Genomic DNA, 18,222 nt, shown 5'->3' with positions numbered 1-18,222 from the left:
CTGTTAATTATATACTGATTCTATTTCAAAATAAAGCATCGTTTTTATGAATAAAATTTATTATATCAATAGGCGTACAGAACAGATTGAAAAAGAAGAAGTCTATGGTGGGGCTTTACTTACTTTTATTTATGGAAGCAGCCTTTTAAATAAAACACTTGGTAAATGCTTGCAAGTTCTCTTTTCATGTTCGGCTGTTTTCTCAAGGTTTTATGGTTACCTACAAAAATTACCTTTGAGCAAAAAGAAGATTATACCTTTTATTAAAAAATTTCATGTCAATGAGAGCGAATTTCAAGATCCACTTTCAAGCTTTTCTTGTTTTAATGATTTTTTTATTAGAAAGTTAAAAAAAAATGCAAGACCTATTGACTCTCGAAGCAACAGCATTATTATACCAGCTGATGGCCGCTATTTAATCTATCCAGATATCCAAGAGGCAAATGGGTTTGTAATTAAAGAGAAAAAATTCGATTTAAAAAAATTAATTAACGATGACTTGCTAACAGAAAAATATAGTGATGGCAGTATGGTTATTGCAAGACTTTGCCCTTCTGATTATCATCGCTTTCATTTTCCACTAGATGCATTTGCAAAAGAAACTCATCTTATCAATGGGTATCTTTATTCTGTAAACCCCATTGCGCTTCGAGCTAATTTAAATATTTTTGTTGAAAATAAGCGCGCTTATACTCTCTTAGAAACCAAACACAGCGGAACGATTCTCTTTATGGAAGTTGGAGCAACAAACGTTGGTAGCATCCATCAGACATATGTATCCAATACGTATGTGAAAAAGGGAGAGGAAAAAGGTTATTTCTCTTTTGGAGGCTCTACTTTAGTCTTGCTTTTTGAAAAAAATAAAATTCAATTCGACAAAGATCTTTTAAAGGCCTCTGAAACACATATAGAAGTGCTTTGCAAAATGGGTGAGTCTATGGGAATTGAATTTGAATAATTACCTCAAATTCTGTAGACTCTTCTTCATTAACAAAAAAATGGAAGAAGATCAATGTTCAACTTTTTAAAAAGAATATTTGGCTCTGCACAGGAGCGTATCGTTGCAAAATATTTTAAAACCGTTCCTCAAATCAATCAACTTGAAGTGCAGTACCAACTCTTAAGCAATGAAGAGATTCGTAATAAGACAATAGAGTTTAAAAAGCGCGTTGAAGATGGAGAAACTTTAGAGCAATTACTTCCAGAAGCTTATGCTGTTGTAAAAAATGTCTGTAGAAGACTCTGTGGAACAGAAATTCATGTGTCTGGATACAACCAACGCTGGGATATGGTTCCCTACGATGTGCAGCTTGTTGGCGGCATTGCTATGCACTATGGCAGTATTGCTGAGATGCAGACAGGTGAGGGAAAAACGCTCACTGCAACACTCCCTCTTTATCTCAACGCACTTACTGGGAAACCCGTTCATCTTGTCACCGTCAATGATTATCTTGCAGAGCGAGACTGCGCTTGGATGGGATCTGTTTTTCGCTTTTTAGGACTTACAACGGGTGCTCTTACAAATGTTGTTCCTCAACATATGCGAAAAGGTATTTATGAGTGCGATATTGTTTATGGTACTGCTTCTGAATTTGGATTCGATTACTTAAGAGATAACTCCATGGCTACAAGCCAAGAAGATCAGGTGCAAAGAGGGTTTTACTTTGCCATCATCGACGAGGTGGACTCTATACTTATCGATGAAGCAAGAACCCCTCTTATCATATCAGGACCTGTTCCTAATAGCCGTCAAATGTACGATAGTTTAAGGGATGGCGCGTTTCTTCTTGTAAAAATGCAAAGAGATTTATGCAATAGATTAGCAACAGATGCCAAGAAAGTTTTGGATAATTCACGCTACCTAAAAGAGCCTTCCGAGGAAGTGCAGAAAAAGAATAAAGACGAAGAAAATGCTCTTAAAGAAGCTTTTCGCAAACTTTGGCTTGTGAGCAAAGGAACCCCTCAGAACAAAATCTTAAAGAAATTAAAAGAAAACCCCGATATTCGAGAAGCCATAGACGACTGTGATATCTATTATTACTCAGATCAAAATAAAGAAGAAAAAGCAAAATCGCTTTCAGATCTTTATGTAATTGTCGACGAAAAAAGCAACGAATATGAACTTACTGACAAAGGTATTCACGCCTGGTCAGAATGTTCTGAGGGAGATGCTAGCGATTTTGTGATGCTAGATCTTGGCGGAGAATATGCTAAAATAGATGCAACAGATTTAAATGATGATGAAAAACTTCAAGCACGCATTGCACTTGTAGAAGAAGATGCAAAAAGAAAAGAGCGCTCTCATAACTTAAGACAGCTTTTAAGAGCACATCTTCTCATGGAAAAGGATGTAGATTATATCGTCCAAGACAATAAGATTGTCATCATCGATGAAAACACAGGAAGACCACAGCCGGGAAGGCGTTTTTCTGATGGCTTGCACCAAGCAATCGAAGCAAAAGAATCTGTTGCTATTCAAAAAGAAACACAGACATACGCAACAGTTACTCTGCAAAACTATTTCCGCATGTACAGCAAGCTTGCAGGAATGACAGGAACTGCTCTTACAGAGGCTGGAGAATTCAAAGAGATCTATAAGCTCGATGTTCTTGCTATTCCCACCAATGCTCTTTGTAAAAGAAAAGACTTTGATGATGAGGTCTATATGTCTGAGAGAGAAAAGTATAACGCTATCGTAAAAGAGATACAAACGCTACATGTTCAGGGACGCCCACTACTCATTGGTACAGAATCTGTCGATGTTTCCGAAAAGCTTTCTCGTATTCTAAAACAAAATCATATCGAACACACCGTCTTAAATGCTAGGTATCACGAAAAAGAAGCTGAAATCATTGCGGAAGCAGGAAAACTAAATGCAGTGACAATTGCTACTAATATGGCAGGAAGAGGCACTGATATTAAACTAGAAAAGAGCGCTGCAACAGCTGGTGGCTTACATGTCATTGGAACAACGCGCCATCAATCAAGACGTATCGACAGGCAATTAAGAGGACGATGCGCACGACTTGGTGATCCAGGCTCGTCAAAATTTTATGTCTCTTTCGAAGATCAGCTCATGCGTTTGTTTACATCGCCTCGCTTAACTTCTATGCTTAAGCGTTTTCGTCCACCAGAAGGAGAGCCTATTTCTGCTGGTATTTTAAATAAATCCATAGAAACAGCTCAAAAGCGTATCGAGCAGAGAAACTACACTATACGCAAGCATACGCTAGAATATGACGATGTTATGAACAAACAGCGTCACGAAATTTATTCTTTTAGAAATGACGTGCTTCATGCAAAAGAAGTGCTTCCTATTGCAATGGACCTGCTACATAGTGTCTGTTGCACGTTTGCAGGAGATTATTTCAAGAGTAAATCTATCGAGGGTGGTTGGGATCCAAGGGGCTATAGAACATGGCTTATTGAGCATTTTCCTCTCTCTGTTCCAGAAAATGCATTTGATGATGACCTACTATCGATAGAAGATATTGAAAATATGGCTTTTGATATTGTAAAAGCAGCATTAGAACAAAAGCTTATTCATGAACGCGCAAAGCTGCCAAATCAGGAAAATACCCCAAGCAATGATTACGCATTAGATCATGCACTTCGAAGTTTAATCATTCGAAAACTTGATCAAATGTGGCAAGAGCATTTGCTTCACATGGACCATCTAAGGGCAGAAGTATCTCTTCGCACTGTTGGTCAAAAAGATCCTCTTGTGGAATTTAAGCAAGAGGCATTTCTGCTTTTTGAAAAGCTCTCTCATCATCTTCGATCCGATATTGCAAAGGACTTTTTCCGCTTTGAGGTTGTAACATTTGATCCAACAGTTATGATGAACTCTCTTCCCTTTTCTAAACTTAATCTAGAGACCACAAGGTCTTTTTTCATGGAAATGGATAACCATGCATCTACGATTATCAACACGCAACTCGAAAGCGCTCCTCTTCCAAAATCTAGCCCTAAAATTGAAAGCATACAAGAAAGTGCTGAATCAAGAGCTGGAAGAAATGAGCTTTGTACGTGTGGGAGTGGTAAAAAATACAAAAAATGTTGCGGCACTACGGATGCATCATAAAAGATACCAGGGAAGAGCAGGCACTGAGGTCCTTGTATGCATTGCATGCTCTCCACAATAGATAATGGCTCCTTTTTTTGCGGGATTGTCCTCGAGTTGCAGCCATTTTTCAATACTTTTTTTAAAGTCTATTGACAAATTTAAAGTCTGACCTTAAATTTGTCTCTTTACCTAATATTTATAAATCTTTATGTTCTTACTTCATAATGTAAAATTTGAGGTAAAAATGAGTCTTCGTGTTTTAACATCTTTCCGGGGTGAAGGCGACACATGTCAAGCGTTAGGTCAAATTTTGGCTTATCCATTACTTTTAGCCACAGAAAAAAATGGCCGTTCTTACCAAGTTTTAGAATCTACCATCGAACGCCTTCCGGAAAGTTCTATAACAAAAAAAGTCGTTGTTATTTTTTTTGCTACAGTCTTTTTGCCTGTAACTTTGGTTATAGTGCCTTTGGGTCTTATCCTCATGCACTATTCTAAAACACATCAAGCTCTTTTTCATCGTGTTCAAGAAGAATGTCAAAAAGCTATGCTCTCTTTAAAGCAGTTCTATACAAGGAACTCTCAACCACCGTTATCTACCGATCCATTTTTCTATTCTATTATCGATTGTGCAGTGGCTCCTCAACTACCTAAGGCTCATATCCAAGAAAAACTTGCTACTACAGCTCAAAGCTTTAAAGAACGATGGAATATTTTCTCGAAAGGTAGGACTTTTATGCCTTTTCAACTTAATAGAGAAGATCAAAGCTTAGAAAGAGAATTCATGGATACTCGTTATATGCGCAGAAAGGAATGGTTTCAAAATCCTGAAAAAATAATTAAAGAATCCAAACCAGATTATACTGTGGCGCATTCCTTGCTTTTTGCAGATGGAGCTCGTTCAAGAGATTGTATGGCATTTGCTTATAATCATACAGGTACGGCCTATAATGCTAGTATTATGCATTTAAATGGCAATCGCTATATTGCTTGTGAAGGACCTAGCAAGCGCAATGTTTTTAAATTCTTTCAAACACTTATGGCCTATCAAGTAACACATCTAGTGCGTTTGACGGCCGATAAAGAAGGTGAAACTGCAAAATGTCATCCCTACTGGCAAGGCTTACAAACGGAACAAGATGGCATTACAATGTTAAATCTCCCTGTAAGTGTTCCTACAAACAATGACCACTCTTATGCTGTTCAAGCTTTTGATATGGAAGGCTGGAGAGATAATCAAGGCTTTAATCCTAAGGAATTACTTGACGTTGTTTTGGCAGTAAGAAAGTCTGTAAAAGAAAGTAATGGGCTACTTGCAATTCATTGTAGCGCAGGAGTTGGACGTACAGGAACTTTCATGGCAGCTCTCTCTATTGTTGATGCTATTGATGAAAGAAAAGCATTTAGCATCCAAGAATTAGTCTGCAAGCTTTCTCTACAGAGGTTTCACAGCGTTGGCAAGCCCAGCCAATACATTACTCTTCATCGCCTAGCAGAGGCGTATATTGAATCTCTTACATCTGCTGAGATTTAATTTAGGTGCTATAATACAATTTTAAGGCTTTATGGAGTTAAGATTTATGTTAAAAAAAATCATCTATTTGTATATTGCCCTAGTAGCTTTTTGTGCTGTTTTAGGAGCTAATGATTTTGATGCTTTTAATAGTCAGATTGAAAGTCGCTGGAGTGCATTTCAGGCCGAAAAAGAATTTACTTTATTTGCTTCTGGAAAGTCAGATGCTGTTTTGCAGCAAGAGTTTGAAAAGATTCAGGCAATACGTAGAGAGGTTTGGGAGGGTAAAGATTATGAATTAGCTAGTAATCTCTTTGTAAATGATCTTATAAGAGCTCCTGGTTGTGTCTCCTTTGCTTTTAATAATACCGTGCCCTATTTTAATGCCAGTACAATGCATTTAAGACAAAGAAATCACATTGCTTGCGAAGGCCCAAGATCTAAAGATATTCCAAGTTTTTTTAATTTGCTTGCAACTCATCGAGTAACTCATCTTGTACGTTTAACAGACTCTTATGAGGGCGCTACAAAAAAATGCCATCCATACTGGGAGGGACTAATGAGTACTTCAGCAGATGGAAAAAACATTTTAAATGTGCCTGTAGACGGAAAAAATTATCTGATTTGTACTTATGACATGGCTTATTGGCAAGATAATCATGGAGTTGAAGCAGATAAACTTTTAGAGTGCGTGCTTCAAGTAAAGAAGGATTTAGAGCAAGTGGATGGTTTATTGGTTGTGCACTGTAGCGCAGGAGTTGGGCGCACAGGGACATTTCTTGCAGCACTTGCCATTGTGGATGCAATTGATGAGAAAGAGCCATTCAGTATTGAGGAAATTGTTTATCGCCTATCTTTGCAAAGACCTCATAGCGTAAGTAGGTGTAGTCAATACATTACTCTTCATCGCCTAGCAGAGGCATACATTGATCTTTTGTAAGCGATTTTGAATTAATGTAATATATTGCTCTTGTAGTTTTTGTGATAAAAAACTTTGTTTAATAAGTGCCTTCCAAGCTTCAAACATACGTTCAAAATGTAGGGATTCTTCTTGTAATAGGCCTGTAGGAATGCCTAATCTTTCATGGCCGAAATAATCAAATAGGTCGCTCCTGTTTAATTTACTCTTTTTGCCTCTAATGGGAAGCGCAATTTCTTCTTTTGCTTGAAGAATGATCGTAGTATTTAAAAGGTCGTAAGCGGGGCTTAACTCTACTTTATTATGATATGAGATCAATGTAAAATTCTTTAAATGCATGTCTTCATTTCCAACAAGAAAGTTAAAAAGAACACGTCGAAATAGTTTTAATTTTTCAATTGCTGGAAATGTGCAGTGGGTATCAATTACAGAAGCAACTTTTTCCATACTGGATTCATATTTTGTATCACGAGAGTGCCCTAAAAGCTGAGAAAAATCTTCAGCAGCTATTTTTTTATTATGCGCTAAACGATCAAACCTTTTAATTAAGTAGCTTAGAGATCCATCTATGTTATGAATCATGCCATGGAAGGGAATTTCAATATTTGCAAGGGATGCAAGTTTCATTGTGAGATCTTCATTTTGAGGAACTTCGTTGTAAATAACATGTGGAGGTTTTAAGATAAATCTACCTCCTGTTTCTACAATTTTTAGCTCTTCTTTTGCAGGGTTTAAAATTACACTTAATTTTGGTTGTATGCCCTGAATAGACAGTTTTGCTGCAAGCTGAGTTGCTAATTGAATTTGTTCTTGAGAAGAATAGGGAAAGTCTTTTAAGTCTTTTAAGCTTTTGGATAGTAATTTGAGACCATTTTCAGAATATTTATTGTTTTTACAGGGCTCATAGGTAATAGGGCACTTATTCATTAGATGCCTCGACTGTAACATTGCCCACAAGGTCTTTTCCTACTGCAATAATTTGAGACATGAAGTCATTGCGATCAATTTTAGTATATCTTAGAAGGCCTTCTAGCATAGCTCCTTCTGGTAATAATCCTTCAAAAAAGGGAGGGAATCTATCAAATTCATAGATGGAGTGTATTACGGGCATGGTTAAAGATACTGAAGGGCCTTGAAAGCCTTGTGAATAAATAAAACGATAATTTTTGTTTCGTTGAATTTCTAAAAGTTCGCCCGCTAAACAGCCATTTACAAATACATTAGCTTTTTTCATTTAGATCCTCTTCAAATAAGTTCATTAGTTGACTTTTGAATTCGAGTTTAATATTCAACACATTTAAGACCTTTAAAAGTGTGTCAAAACGTACGCTAAGCTTTCCTTTTTCGATATCAAAAATAACAGTTTTACCAATGCCTCCTAGTTTTGCAAGCATTGCTTGAGATAATCCGCTTTGTTTCCTATGAAAATGAATCATTTGTCCTATTTTTTTTATGTTCATATACTCTGCCTAAAAATTACTGCCATAATAGTAAAAATAGCGAGAATTGAATAAGTTGTCTATAAAAACAGTTGTTTTTACTGTCATAACAGTAAAAATGGCGAGAAATGAGTGAATTATTGCGTTTTTAGGCGAAAAAATGATTATTTTTACCACTATAACAGTAAAAACTGCTATTGTTCTATCATAATGATAGAACCTTTGTATTTTTCTTCCATAAACTTTTTCATTTTTTCTGATTTTAATGCTTTGATAAGCTTTTGAATATCCGCGCGGTCTTTATCACCAATTCGGACTACCAAAACATTAGTATAAAGAGGGTTAGAATCATCTTTGATGATGGCATCTTTTGATGGAGAAAGACCTGCTTGTAGTGCAAAATTTGTTGGAATAACAGCAAGATCAACATCTTCTAGGGACCTTGCAAGCATGGCTGCATCAACTTCATGCAATACAAGTTTTTTGGGATTAGATATTATATTAAGTGTATTTACAGGCGCATCTTGTTTTAGTTCAATAAGGTCATATTTGCTAAGTAGAAGAAGGGCGCGCGCTTGGTTGGATGGATCATTGGGTATAGCTATGATAGCATGATCTCTTAGTTCCGAAATCTTTTTGATTTTTTTTGAATAAGCACCCAGGGGCTCAATGTGGATAGATGCAGCACTTTCTAGTGGGTAGCCAAATTGGGCAATTTGTGTCTCTAGAAAGAGTGCGTGCTGAAAAAAATTTGCATCAACATCTTTGTCTGCAAGGGCTCTGTTGGGTATTTGATAGTCTTCTACGGTGATAATATCTAAGTCAACACCTTGAGCTTTTAAGTCAGACTTAATTTGCTCCAGCATTTCAGCATGAGGGGTGGGTGTTGCAATAACTTTTAAAGAAGGTTTGTCTGTTGAGCAGCCGACACACAATAAAGCACATATAGCAATGAGTAATACTTTCATCTTGAGATTAGTTTTCCTCTGGTTTTGTAGATATGTGTTGCAAATGAGGCGCCAAGCCATTGAATGCATTGTACAAGTATGATCAGGACAATGACAGTTGCGCTCATTAGGAACAAGTTAAATTGATAGTAGCCATATTGGATGGCAATTTTTCCAAGGCCGCCCCCGCCCATAAGCCCTGCCATTGCGCTATATCCGATTAGATGAATGACGATTGTAGTAACACCTAAAATTAAAGGTGCCAAAGCTTCTGGTAAAAGTACTTTGGTAATAATTTGCATGCGAGTAGACCCCATAACAAGAGATGCTTCAATAACCGATTTTTCTACGTCCCTTAAAGCGATTTCTACAGCTCTTGCAACTGCGGGTATGGCGGCAATAGAGAGCGGCACGATAGATGCAGAAGTGCCAAGACTTGTACCAACGATCCATCTGGTAAATGGGATAAGCGCTACCATTAATATGGCAAAGGGAAAAGATCTTCCTATGTTGATAAGATAGCCAAGTATTTTATGAATGAGAGGATGTTCACTGATGTGTCCTTTATGTGTTATCGTTAAGAGAACACCGAGTGGCAGGCCAAATAGAAGAGCTATAAATGTAGAGAGGATGACCATGTAGAGCGTGCTGAGAAGTTCTACAGGAATTAGCCTTAATGCAAGAAGAATGTTTTCTGTTGTCATAGGTGAACCTCTTCAAAAGCCACATGATTATCGTTAAGAAAAGATAGTGAGGTTTCTATATCTTCTTTTTTTCCAGAAATCTCTATAGTAAGTGTGCCAATGATCGTGTTTTGTAGGCAATCGAGGCTACCAAGTAGGATATTGACGTCGACAGGGTGGTTTTTAATAAGTTTAGAGATAATGGGTTTTCCTGCATTTTCTCCTTTAAAATAGAGCTTGAGAAGACGTTTTGATGGGTTGTTTGCGTGGTATAGGGCTTGTGGAAGAACGTGACTGCGTTGTTCTAAGAAGCTTTTTGTGATAGAATGTTTGGGGTTTGCAAAAACGTCTATGACAGATCCTTGCTCTACAATAGATCCTTTGTGTAAGACAGCTACTTTGTTGCAAATTGTTTTAATGACGTCCATTTCATGAGTAATCAGTAAAATTGTAAGGCCTAATTTAGTATTGAGTGATTTTAGTAAATCTAGGATTTGATGTGTACTTTTAGGATCAAGTGCACTTGTTGCTTCGTCACAGAGCAGTAATGATGGAGATAAAGCAAGTGCTCTTGCGATACCTACTCTCTGCTTTTCGCCGCCACTTAGTTCACTTGGGTACATGTGGCCTTTGTCGCTTAGGTTAACGAGCTTTAAAAGTTCTTGTACTCTTGAGTATTGCTTGGGTTTTGGAGTGTGGCTAATTTCTAGGGGATAGGCAACATTCTCTGCAACTGTTCTGGAAGAAAGTAAGTTAAAGTGCTGGAAGATCATCCCTATCTTTTTTTTGTGTTGTCTAAGCTCTTGGTTTGTAAGTCCGGTAAAATCGATATTATCGATTAAAATTTTTCCAGATGTAGGCTTTTCTAGTTGCGTAAGACAACGAATGAGGGTAGATTTTCCTGCCCCGCTTAGCCCTATGATACCGTAGATATCTTTATCATCTACTTGAAGATTAATATCTTTCAAAGCTTCGTGCACAGAGTTTTTCTTATAAAAAATTTTTGATATCGATTTTAGTTCAATCATTTTTGATAAATTTTAAGTATGAATTAGCCCCTTATTCTAATGGGCTGTAGCATTTATCACAAGGGTATACAATTTTCCTATTGGTTTATAAATTGTTGATGATGTAAATATATGTGCTTACTTTGAAAAATCCTGATACTTGTTACTCTATGTTTCGCATTTTATTAGCTTTTTTATTTTTGCTTCTTTTGGCCTCTTGTGGAGAGCCTCGCTATAATTTTGATGTCAAGGGCGCCGATGAGTTTGTTATGGACTCTTATCGGATTCGTCAGGGAAAATTTGCTATTTTAGAGATGGAAGGTGTTCCTGTTTGCTCTATGCCCAAAGATTGCATGCTCGAGTACATCGATTGTGTTGTTGAGGATGATATATTAAATGTTTATCTCTTTCATCCTACTCGTAAAGATATTACAGGGGAAGTTGCTGGTATTGGAGATATTGTTGGTTACAGAGTCATAAAAGGTTGTTTATGTCTTCCAGAGCTTTGTCCCATTCATGTTGCTGGTCTTTCTCTTGATGAAGTAAGAATAAAAATACAGCAAAGTTATTTGGGTGTAATTAGCAACATAGAAGTTTTTGTAGACTATAAAGAACGCAGATCTAGAGTAGTTGAATTAATTGGCATGGTAAGAAATTCTTCAATACCAGTAGATGGGCGTACACGCCTTTATGATGTGTTGTCGAGAACTCAAATTCCTAATAATGCCAATTTCTTTATGAGTTATGTGGTAAGATGTGGTAGAGCTTTGCCTGTAGATATGTACAAGCTCGTAAAAGAGGGCGATATGTGTCAGAATATTGTCATGCGTCCTGGCGATAAGATTTATATTGCTGATCCTATGGACTCTAAAGTGATGATTATGGGAGAGGTGGGAAGACCTACAGTGATTAGCTTGCCTCATGGGTTTATTTCCCTTCGAGAAGCAATTGTTGAGGCAGGTGGTATTCCTTTTACGGGAGATAAGAGCTGTATCCAAGTCATTCGAGGTAATATCATTTGTCCAAAAGTGTATCTTCTTAACTGGAATCATATTGTAACGCTGCCGAATCATAGTTTGCTTTTGATGCCAGGAGATACAGTATATGTATCTGAAAAACCCATCACTCAGTGGAACCGCTTTATTGATCAGCTACTTCCGACAAGCGCTGGTGTAAGGGATGTAGGTGCAACATGTGTGTTCATAGGTAGCTAATGAAACAACATTCCTCATCATCACAGAGTGAAATTTTAATCTCTCTTGTTGACATTTGGCGCGTGATCAAGGACAAAAGGAAGATTATCCTTGTGTGTGCACTTTTGGGTGCATGTATCTCTTTTTATTATGTCATTACAAAGCCTATCACATATGTTGCTTCTGCGACCTTTAAAGAAAAGACAAGTTCATCCTCCCAGATGGGCAGCGGCACTATGCAAATGTTATTTGGCTCTGTTTTAGAAGATGGTAGCGGTTCTGCTATCAGCCTAATGCAGTCTGAATTGATAATGAAAAGAGTTGTAGAAAATTTAGGACTTCAAGCTCAGTTGTCAGAAAACGCCCCTAGGAGAAATTCTTGGAAGACAATTTTTCAAAACCTTAAGGTAAAAAGAGCTCTAAAAAGTGGGAATACAATTGCAGTTGGTAATTGTTTTGTTCCAAGCGAGTGTGTTCTGGATGAAGAAGATATAGGAGTTTCTTGCAAGAATATTCATTATGAAAGTGAGTATTCCCTTCCTTTAAATATCACATTTGTTTCTGAGGATAGATTTCAAGTAAGGAACTCAAATAGACTTGTGGGAGAGTATTTGGTTGGAGAACCTGTTCTTAGTGATTATTTTAGATTTTGTCTTTTAAAGAACCATTCAAAATCTTTGGATAAAGCTCAGTTTACTCTTTTATTGTTACCCATGAAAGCCATTGCAAATAGCCTTGCAAGGGATATCTCTATTAAAAAAGATAAGACAGATAAAAGCTTGTTATTGATTACTTATGAGCATTCTAATCGACACCTCGCTGCAGGAGTCGTTAATGAGCTTATGTTGAGCTATAAAAATTATTTAAAAGAAGAAAATAAGCGGGTTGTAGAACAGCAAATTGCTTATCTTGAAAAGAGGCAAGAAGAAGCTTCGAAAAAAGTAGAAGAGATTATGAAAACACATGCTCAATATTTGAAAGATAATATTGATGATGGTGGTTTTGTTGAGCTTACAAAAGAGCTTGAATTTGTAGGTGACATGCAAGGGGCTCTTAAGGAGCGAATTTTGAAAATTGACTTAGAGCTTGCTTTATTAGAAAATAAGGATATTGAAACTTATGTATATAGTAGTTCCTTAGAAGATGAATCATTGGCCAAATTGCTTGTAAATCGGCAAGAACTGGAAGGTAAGCGAGATTTTTTGAGTTTTGGTTTGTTGCAAGGTGAAAAAAATACAGATTACTCAAAAGAATTGTTTGCAGGTCAGCTTGTAAATTTAGAAGAGATAGAGTCTTATGCGTTAGAGATAGACCAACTGGAGACGCTCTTATTAAACAAGGAAAGTGTTGGTTTTAGATACCCTCATTCTACTACTAATTTTCATCCTGTAATTGTTAGTTGGTTGGATCAATTGAATGGTCTTGGAAGTGAGTTAGAGCGCGTAGTTCATTCCGATAAAGTTTCTGTAGAGTTAAATGAGAGATTGGTTTCCTACAAAGAAAAGCTTTTAAACTATCTTAAGGGTTATAAAAAGCTGCTGGGAATGCAGAAAAAATTTGCCGAAGAGCATTTGGCTAAAATTAATAAAGACAAGTCAGAGTTTCAAGGAATTAGCTTAGGGATGGCAGAAAGCATCTATGAGGGATATAATGAACAAAGAGATGAGATACAAAAAGATATTAGAGCCTATTCTATAGTTCTAGAGAATCTTAAAGAGGATAAGTTCGATGTAAGTTCTTTTTCTTCTGTTTTAAGGGACACACCAATGCAAGGATTGCTTGCTGATACGCTCGATCTTGTAGAGCTTTCTTATGATGGGAATAACCGTAGTCCAAAGGAGCAAGAGCGTCTAAAACATGAGCATAGGTCAAAAAAAGAATTTTTGTTAGAGCATATCAAGCAGTCGAAAGATTTGTTGCTTCTTGAAGAGAGTCGTTTAAGAGATAAACTTATTGCTTTGCAACACACAACTCTTGATATTGTCCAGAATCAATTATCTGCTATTTTAGAGCAGTTTCAAAGTTACCGTGATTCTAGGAAGCATGCACTTGGTCAAGAGCGTTTATTGATTCAGGGCGAATTAAAAAAATTACAAGAAAGAATTACACATCTTCCAGAGAAATGGATGGCTGAAAAACGCATTAATATGCATGTACTCAATAGTACGGCAGTTGTACAGGAACTTACAAAGCTTATTGAAGCAAAAAATATTGCTAGTAATTTGAATAAAGTTGAATCAACGCCTCTTGACTATGCTGTGTCACCTAGTTTTCCAAAATATGCAAGCTTTGGCATATCGGTCTTTGTTGGAGCCTTTATAGGTGCTCTTTTAATGTGTATTATTCTCGGCATCAGTACGGTCTTTAGGGGTGTGCGTGTTTCTGAAGAAAATCTTCTTTTGATGGGACAAAGAGTCGCAGGCCATCTTTTTGGATCAAAGCATACGAGCTCTTCAAGACATGATTTTCATGTTGTGCGTAAAATTATGATGTTTTTATCAGAGAGCAAGATGCCTCCTTCTAGAGGAAAGACTATTGCAATAATTCAAGAGGAAGATACTTGCTCCTCTCTTTTGGCCTATCTTTTGACAAAGAAACAAGAAAAAGTTTTAGTAATTAACTGTAGCTTGCTTAAAACTCATCAAAAAGATGAAGCATCTATGAAAGATTCGCTTCTTGATTATTTAAATGCTTCAATTGAAACTCCTTTAAAGTACGGTTTGAGTCAAGGTTATGATTATATTTATGGTGGCAAATATAGTCCTTATGCAGTTGAATTATTACAGTCGAAACGCTTTTTGGTGTATTTAGATTCACTAAAAGAGCAGTATGATTGGATTTTATTAACATTGCCACTTGTACCAACAAGTCATGAAGCACTTGTATTTAAAGATTTTGCCGATCAAACAGTTGTTGTGCTACATCATGAGAAACTTCATGAAATTACCCCCTATATAGAAAAAGTAGAAGATCTTCCTTCCAAAATAAGCTTCGTGCTCTCCTAATTTAACGAGTTCTTTGATTTAATTTCTCGCCATTTTTTAACGATTTGCGCAGCTATGGGAGCTGCCTCCTTGCCATAGTCGCCAAAGCGCAAATACACAATTATAACGAGTTCTGGATGGGAAAAAACATCTTCTGGGATATTTGCAGGTTCAAAAGAAATTCCAGAAAACCCAATATGGTTAACTAAGTGTACTCCATTTTCTGAGAGATCGATGCGCTCCATCATTTCTGCGGTACTTGTTTTCCCAATTAACTGATTTTGAAGGTCTAAATAGTCTGTAATAACATGAGGTCTGTGAGAAAATGTTTTGATATGTTGTTCTCTTGCAGTGCCTTTTGAGCCCTTGATTACTTGATTCATCGAGTCTAAGAGGTATTTTCTTACGGAATCTGGAAGAAATACTTTGCGTTTTATAGTTGTGGAGTTTGCAAGGACAGAGTTTTTATTATATTCTAAAAGAGCTTCTGTAAATAATGGAAAATCAATTCCGGCAAGCTGTAATGTTTCTTGATAAGGGAAAGTTTTTTGTGAAAAAAGCTCTTCTGCGGTTTTGGAAAGAGATTTTCCAGCTTTTAGTAATACTATGTTGGGTTGTAAAACAAAGCCCTTGTTAGCTAATGTAGAAAGCATTACAGCCGTTTGTAGAGGTGTTGTTACAAATGAATGTTGCCCAATAGAAAAGGCGTAGAGATTAGATTTGTTATGAATGACGTCATGGGGAACATTTCCAGCAAATTCTCCTGGTAGTGCTATTCCCGTTCGAGAGCCATAGGAAAAGTTCTTTGCTGATTCTATTAGGTCTTCTGGTTTATCTATAATATCGCCTGCAAGTAATGCAAAATATAAGTTACTAGAGGTCTCAAGAGCATCTGCAAGATCAACTTTTCCAATATGTGCGTGTTGACTTTTTGGTATTCTTCCTCCTTTGTAGTATTGAGGAATGACTTCCCCATTTGGAAAGTAGCCTACATTCCATGGACAAGATTTTTTTCCTGATCGATGTAGATCGTCTATAACGGTAAGAGGATTTAGCTCTTTATTGGAAAGAGTATGATCAACTGGATAATAGTTGTGTTTATAAGGTTGAATAAGGGCTGTATAGGCTGTTACTAATTTGAAAATAGATCCTAGTTGAACAGATTGTCTAAATGCATGGGATCTTCCATATCCAAAGCCGTTTTTGGGATAAAAAGATGCAGCTAAATGTTTTTGTAATTGTATTCCTTTAATGTTCCTTAAGGAGGAATAATTTCCAAAAAGGGGCTTGTTTAAGTCATTGAAACTACGAAGAGAGGAGAGGAATGTTATTACTTGAGAAGATGGGAGTTGAGATACTTCTTTGCTAAGAAGAACATACCGTTTGTGCCACGAATTTTGTGCAATATCTTCCGAGTGTAGTTCTAAATGACGTTTTATAAAGTGGTTCTTGTATACTTCGGGAAGTGTTATGAATTCTTGATTCCCGTTCAAAAAAACGAGTAGTAATGATAATTTATGTTCTTTCCAGAAATCATTAAAAAGAGCCTTTTCTTGGTTGTCAAGGTGATCAATATAGGGTTTATTGTAAGTGTGTAATTCTTTTTCCTGTGCTCTTATTGCCTCTAAAAAACCTTTTTGGTTAAGTTTTCTCCATTCTTTAAAGTCGTGTTGTCGAAAGAGTGTTCTTGTTTCATCTTGAACGACCTCTTGAATAGATGCAAAAGCTGATTCTATTTGTCGCATATTTGAAAGAGTTTTGTCGCCGATTGAATCTAAAAGTTGGATAGAATAGATACTTGGGTTGACAGCTAGAAAGTATAAATCGAGTAATAACAGTTTGTCGTAATTGGATGGTATTAGGGCAAAAAATGGCTCGAGTATTTTTTTAAGTTTTTGGATTGTTATAGGGTGGTCTTTTATTATTTGTTCTATTGAAGGGGTTGTAGAGGCAATAGGAAAGGTATCACAAAATAGAGCATTTAAAATTTGCTGCATGGGGGCATTGTGGAATAATTTTTCTAATTCAAGAGTCGCTTGAATAATTGTGGAGGCATGATGGATTTTATCTTTCGAAGTAAGCGTATCTCTTACAGGATGATTACTATCTAAAATAAACTCTAAAAAATTTTCCCAGGTAATCCATTTGCTTTCTTCATAAAATTTTTGAGACTTAAAGGAGTAGCGCTCTCTGGTGAGAGGGATTTTTTGGTTCCATAATTCTGCGATGTAAGCATAACTTTCGAGCCACTTGTAGACGTGAGAAGCTTTTTCTGCTTTTTTAATAGGATCAGTTGTTGGAATAAAATCATTAGGATCTGTTCTTGGATAGGACGCAAGGGCTAAAACTTCACCATTGTTTGGATCCATAGCAACAATGACTCCTCCCTTGATCCACGGCTGCTTAATAGGTACATAGGTCTTGGTTTTTTTATCCAAACGAATGCTTTTTCCATCCCTTAGAGATTCATTTTCTGCAAGAATAGCTTCTGCAAATTCTTGTAGTTCTGCAGAAATAGTCAGTAGGACTCTTTGACCAGAAAGCGGTTTTTTCGAGCCCGGAAGCTCTCTTAGAAAGTTACCCTTGCTGTCAGTGTAAAATAATTTTTTACCTCGAAATCCTCGAAGAGTTGCATCAAATGCACGTTCAATACCAGATTTTCCAACATAGTCGTTGATAGTGTATGCGCGCTCTTGTAGCTCTTTAAGTCTTTGTCTTATTTGAGCATGAGAAGATCCATAAAGAAGAGGTTCGTTTTCTTGCTCTTCTTCGCTTGAATTTAAATATTTTTGTAATAAATTGATCTCAGCTATGATAGCATCAAATTCTTCCTTACTGATGAATCCTAGGTAGCCTATGATATCGCATCCAACACATCCTTTGGGATAATATCTTTTAGGAACGCGTTCGACTTGCAAGCCGATTAAATCCTTTTCTAAGATTTTTAAGCGGAAGTATTCTTGCTCTGTAAGATTTTCTCTAATAACGAGAGGAATATGATTTAAAAGAGCTCCTTTTGAATGAATCAGATCCTCTAAGCGTTCAGGATCTAGATTAAGTACCTTGGCAATAACAGTAGAGATATTTTTAATGTGTTCTTTTCGTTTGAGTTGTTTAATTTTTTTTCCATTTTTGTCTGTTATTGTAATGATACTTGGAATTTCTTTAATAAGTGCGTAGGAGATATTAGCATTGTATTGTACCTGATTGATAGCCAAGGGTTCATTAAATCGATCTCGAATAGATGCTCTTGGAGCCCTTTCAACAACAGTCCTTCTTTGAGGTTTTCTTGCTTCTTCTATTTTTTCTTCGTGTTGGATGATTGATAAATGCCATAGACGAATGACAATGAGAACCATGATGACTAAAATGATATTTAAAACTTTATTTGCTTTTAGTGGAATGGGTTCGGTGAGTTGTCTTGGGCGAGAGGATCTTCTTTGTGTCATGATGCCTTCCAAGATACCCACT

At 36.7% G+C, this 18,222-nt stretch carries 13 protein-coding genes; 6 read left to right on the top strand and 7 right to left on the bottom strand.

The window, feature by feature from the left end:
• The first annotated feature begins 46 nt into the window (after nt 1-46).
• From P4L16_05090 to P4L16_05075, 4 genes are all read left to right on the top strand, one after another.
• The gene (locus P4L16_05090) at nt 47-958 is read left to right on the top strand and encodes a phosphatidylserine decarboxylase (protein ID MDR3624494.1); all 912 of its coding nucleotides are present in this window, start codon (nt 47-49) and stop codon (nt 956-958) included.
• A gap of 54 nt (nt 959-1,012) precedes the next feature.
• Nucleotides 1,013-4,084, top strand: coding sequence for a preprotein translocase subunit SecA (gene secA, locus P4L16_05085; GenBank protein MDR3624493.1), 3,072 nt, complete (start codon nt 1,013-1,015; stop codon nt 4,082-4,084).
• 226 nt (nt 4,085-4,310) lie between these two features.
• Entirely contained in the window at nt 4,311-5,600 is a 1,290-nt protein-coding gene (locus P4L16_05080) for a tyrosine-protein phosphatase (GenBank protein ID MDR3624492.1), read from the top strand.
• Nucleotides 5,601-5,646: 46 nt separating this feature from the next.
• Nucleotides 5,647-6,519, top strand: coding sequence for a tyrosine-protein phosphatase (locus P4L16_05075; GenBank protein ID MDR3624491.1), 873 nt, complete (start codon nt 5,647-5,649; stop codon nt 6,517-6,519).
• Here the strand turns inward: P4L16_05075 and P4L16_05070 are convergent.
• From P4L16_05070 to P4L16_05045, 6 genes are all read right to left on the bottom strand, one after another.
• Complete coding sequence (locus P4L16_05070; GenBank protein ID MDR3624490.1) at nt 6,490-7,425, bottom strand: HipA domain-containing protein; 936 nt, start codon at nt 7,423-7,425, stop codon at nt 6,490-6,492. The genes P4L16_05075 and P4L16_05070 overlap by 30 nt on opposite strands.
• Entirely contained in the window at nt 7,418-7,732 is a 315-nt protein-coding gene (locus P4L16_05065) for a HipA N-terminal domain-containing protein (GenBank protein ID MDR3624489.1), read from the bottom strand. Before P4L16_05065 ends, P4L16_05070 begins: the two co-directional genes overlap by 8 nt.
• A complete protein-coding gene (locus tag P4L16_05060; protein ID MDR3624488.1) occupies nt 7,719-7,958 on the bottom strand; it encodes a helix-turn-helix domain-containing protein in 240 nt (79 codons plus the stop codon). Before P4L16_05060 ends, P4L16_05065 begins: the two co-directional genes overlap by 14 nt.
• Before the next feature lie 173 nt (nt 7,959-8,131).
• Nucleotides 8,132-8,905, bottom strand: a complete 774-nt coding sequence (locus P4L16_05055) for a MetQ/NlpA family ABC transporter substrate-binding protein (GenBank protein MDR3624487.1) — start codon at nt 8,903-8,905, stop codon at nt 8,132-8,134.
• On the bottom strand, nt 8,902-9,588 hold the full coding sequence (locus P4L16_05050; GenBank protein MDR3624486.1) for an ABC transporter permease: 687 nt from the start codon (nt 9,586-9,588) through the stop codon (nt 8,902-8,904). The genes P4L16_05055 and P4L16_05050 overlap by 4 nt, the downstream gene beginning before the upstream one ends.
• Nucleotides 9,585-10,547 carry an ATP-binding cassette domain-containing protein gene (locus P4L16_05045; protein ID MDR3624485.1) on the bottom strand — a complete coding sequence of 321 codons (963 nt, stop codon included), beginning with the start codon at nt 10,545-10,547 and terminating at the stop codon, nt 9,585-9,587. Before P4L16_05045 ends, P4L16_05050 begins: the two co-directional genes overlap by 4 nt.
• A gap of 170 nt (nt 10,548-10,717) precedes the next feature.
• Here P4L16_05045 and P4L16_05040 point away from each other — a divergent pair, with 170 nt between their 5' ends.
• Nucleotides 10,718-11,788, top strand: a complete 1,071-nt coding sequence (locus P4L16_05040) for a hypothetical protein (protein ID MDR3624484.1) — start codon at nt 10,718-10,720, stop codon at nt 11,786-11,788.
• Nucleotides 11,788-14,772, top strand: coding sequence for a Wzz/FepE/Etk N-terminal domain-containing protein (locus P4L16_05035; GenBank protein ID MDR3624483.1), 2,985 nt, complete (start codon nt 11,788-11,790; stop codon nt 14,770-14,772). The genes P4L16_05040 and P4L16_05035 overlap by 1 nt, the downstream gene beginning before the upstream one ends.
• On the opposite strand, the gene P4L16_05030 is transcribed toward P4L16_05035, so the two are convergent.
• On the bottom strand, nt 14,769-18,200 hold the full coding sequence (locus tag P4L16_05030; GenBank protein ID MDR3624482.1) for a penicillin-binding transpeptidase domain-containing protein: 3,432 nt from the start codon (nt 18,198-18,200) through the stop codon (nt 14,769-14,771). The genes P4L16_05035 and P4L16_05030 overlap by 4 nt on opposite strands.
• Nucleotides 18,201-18,222 lie beyond the last annotated feature (22 nt).

The sequence above is a fragment of the Chlamydiales bacterium genome, from assembly GCA_031292375.1.
Taxonomy (GTDB): domain Bacteria; phylum Chlamydiota; class Chlamydiia; order Chlamydiales; family VFKH01; genus JARLHF01.
The sequence above is the reverse complement of the archived record's forward strand: the minus strand, read 5'-3'. Positions and strand labels throughout refer to the sequence as shown.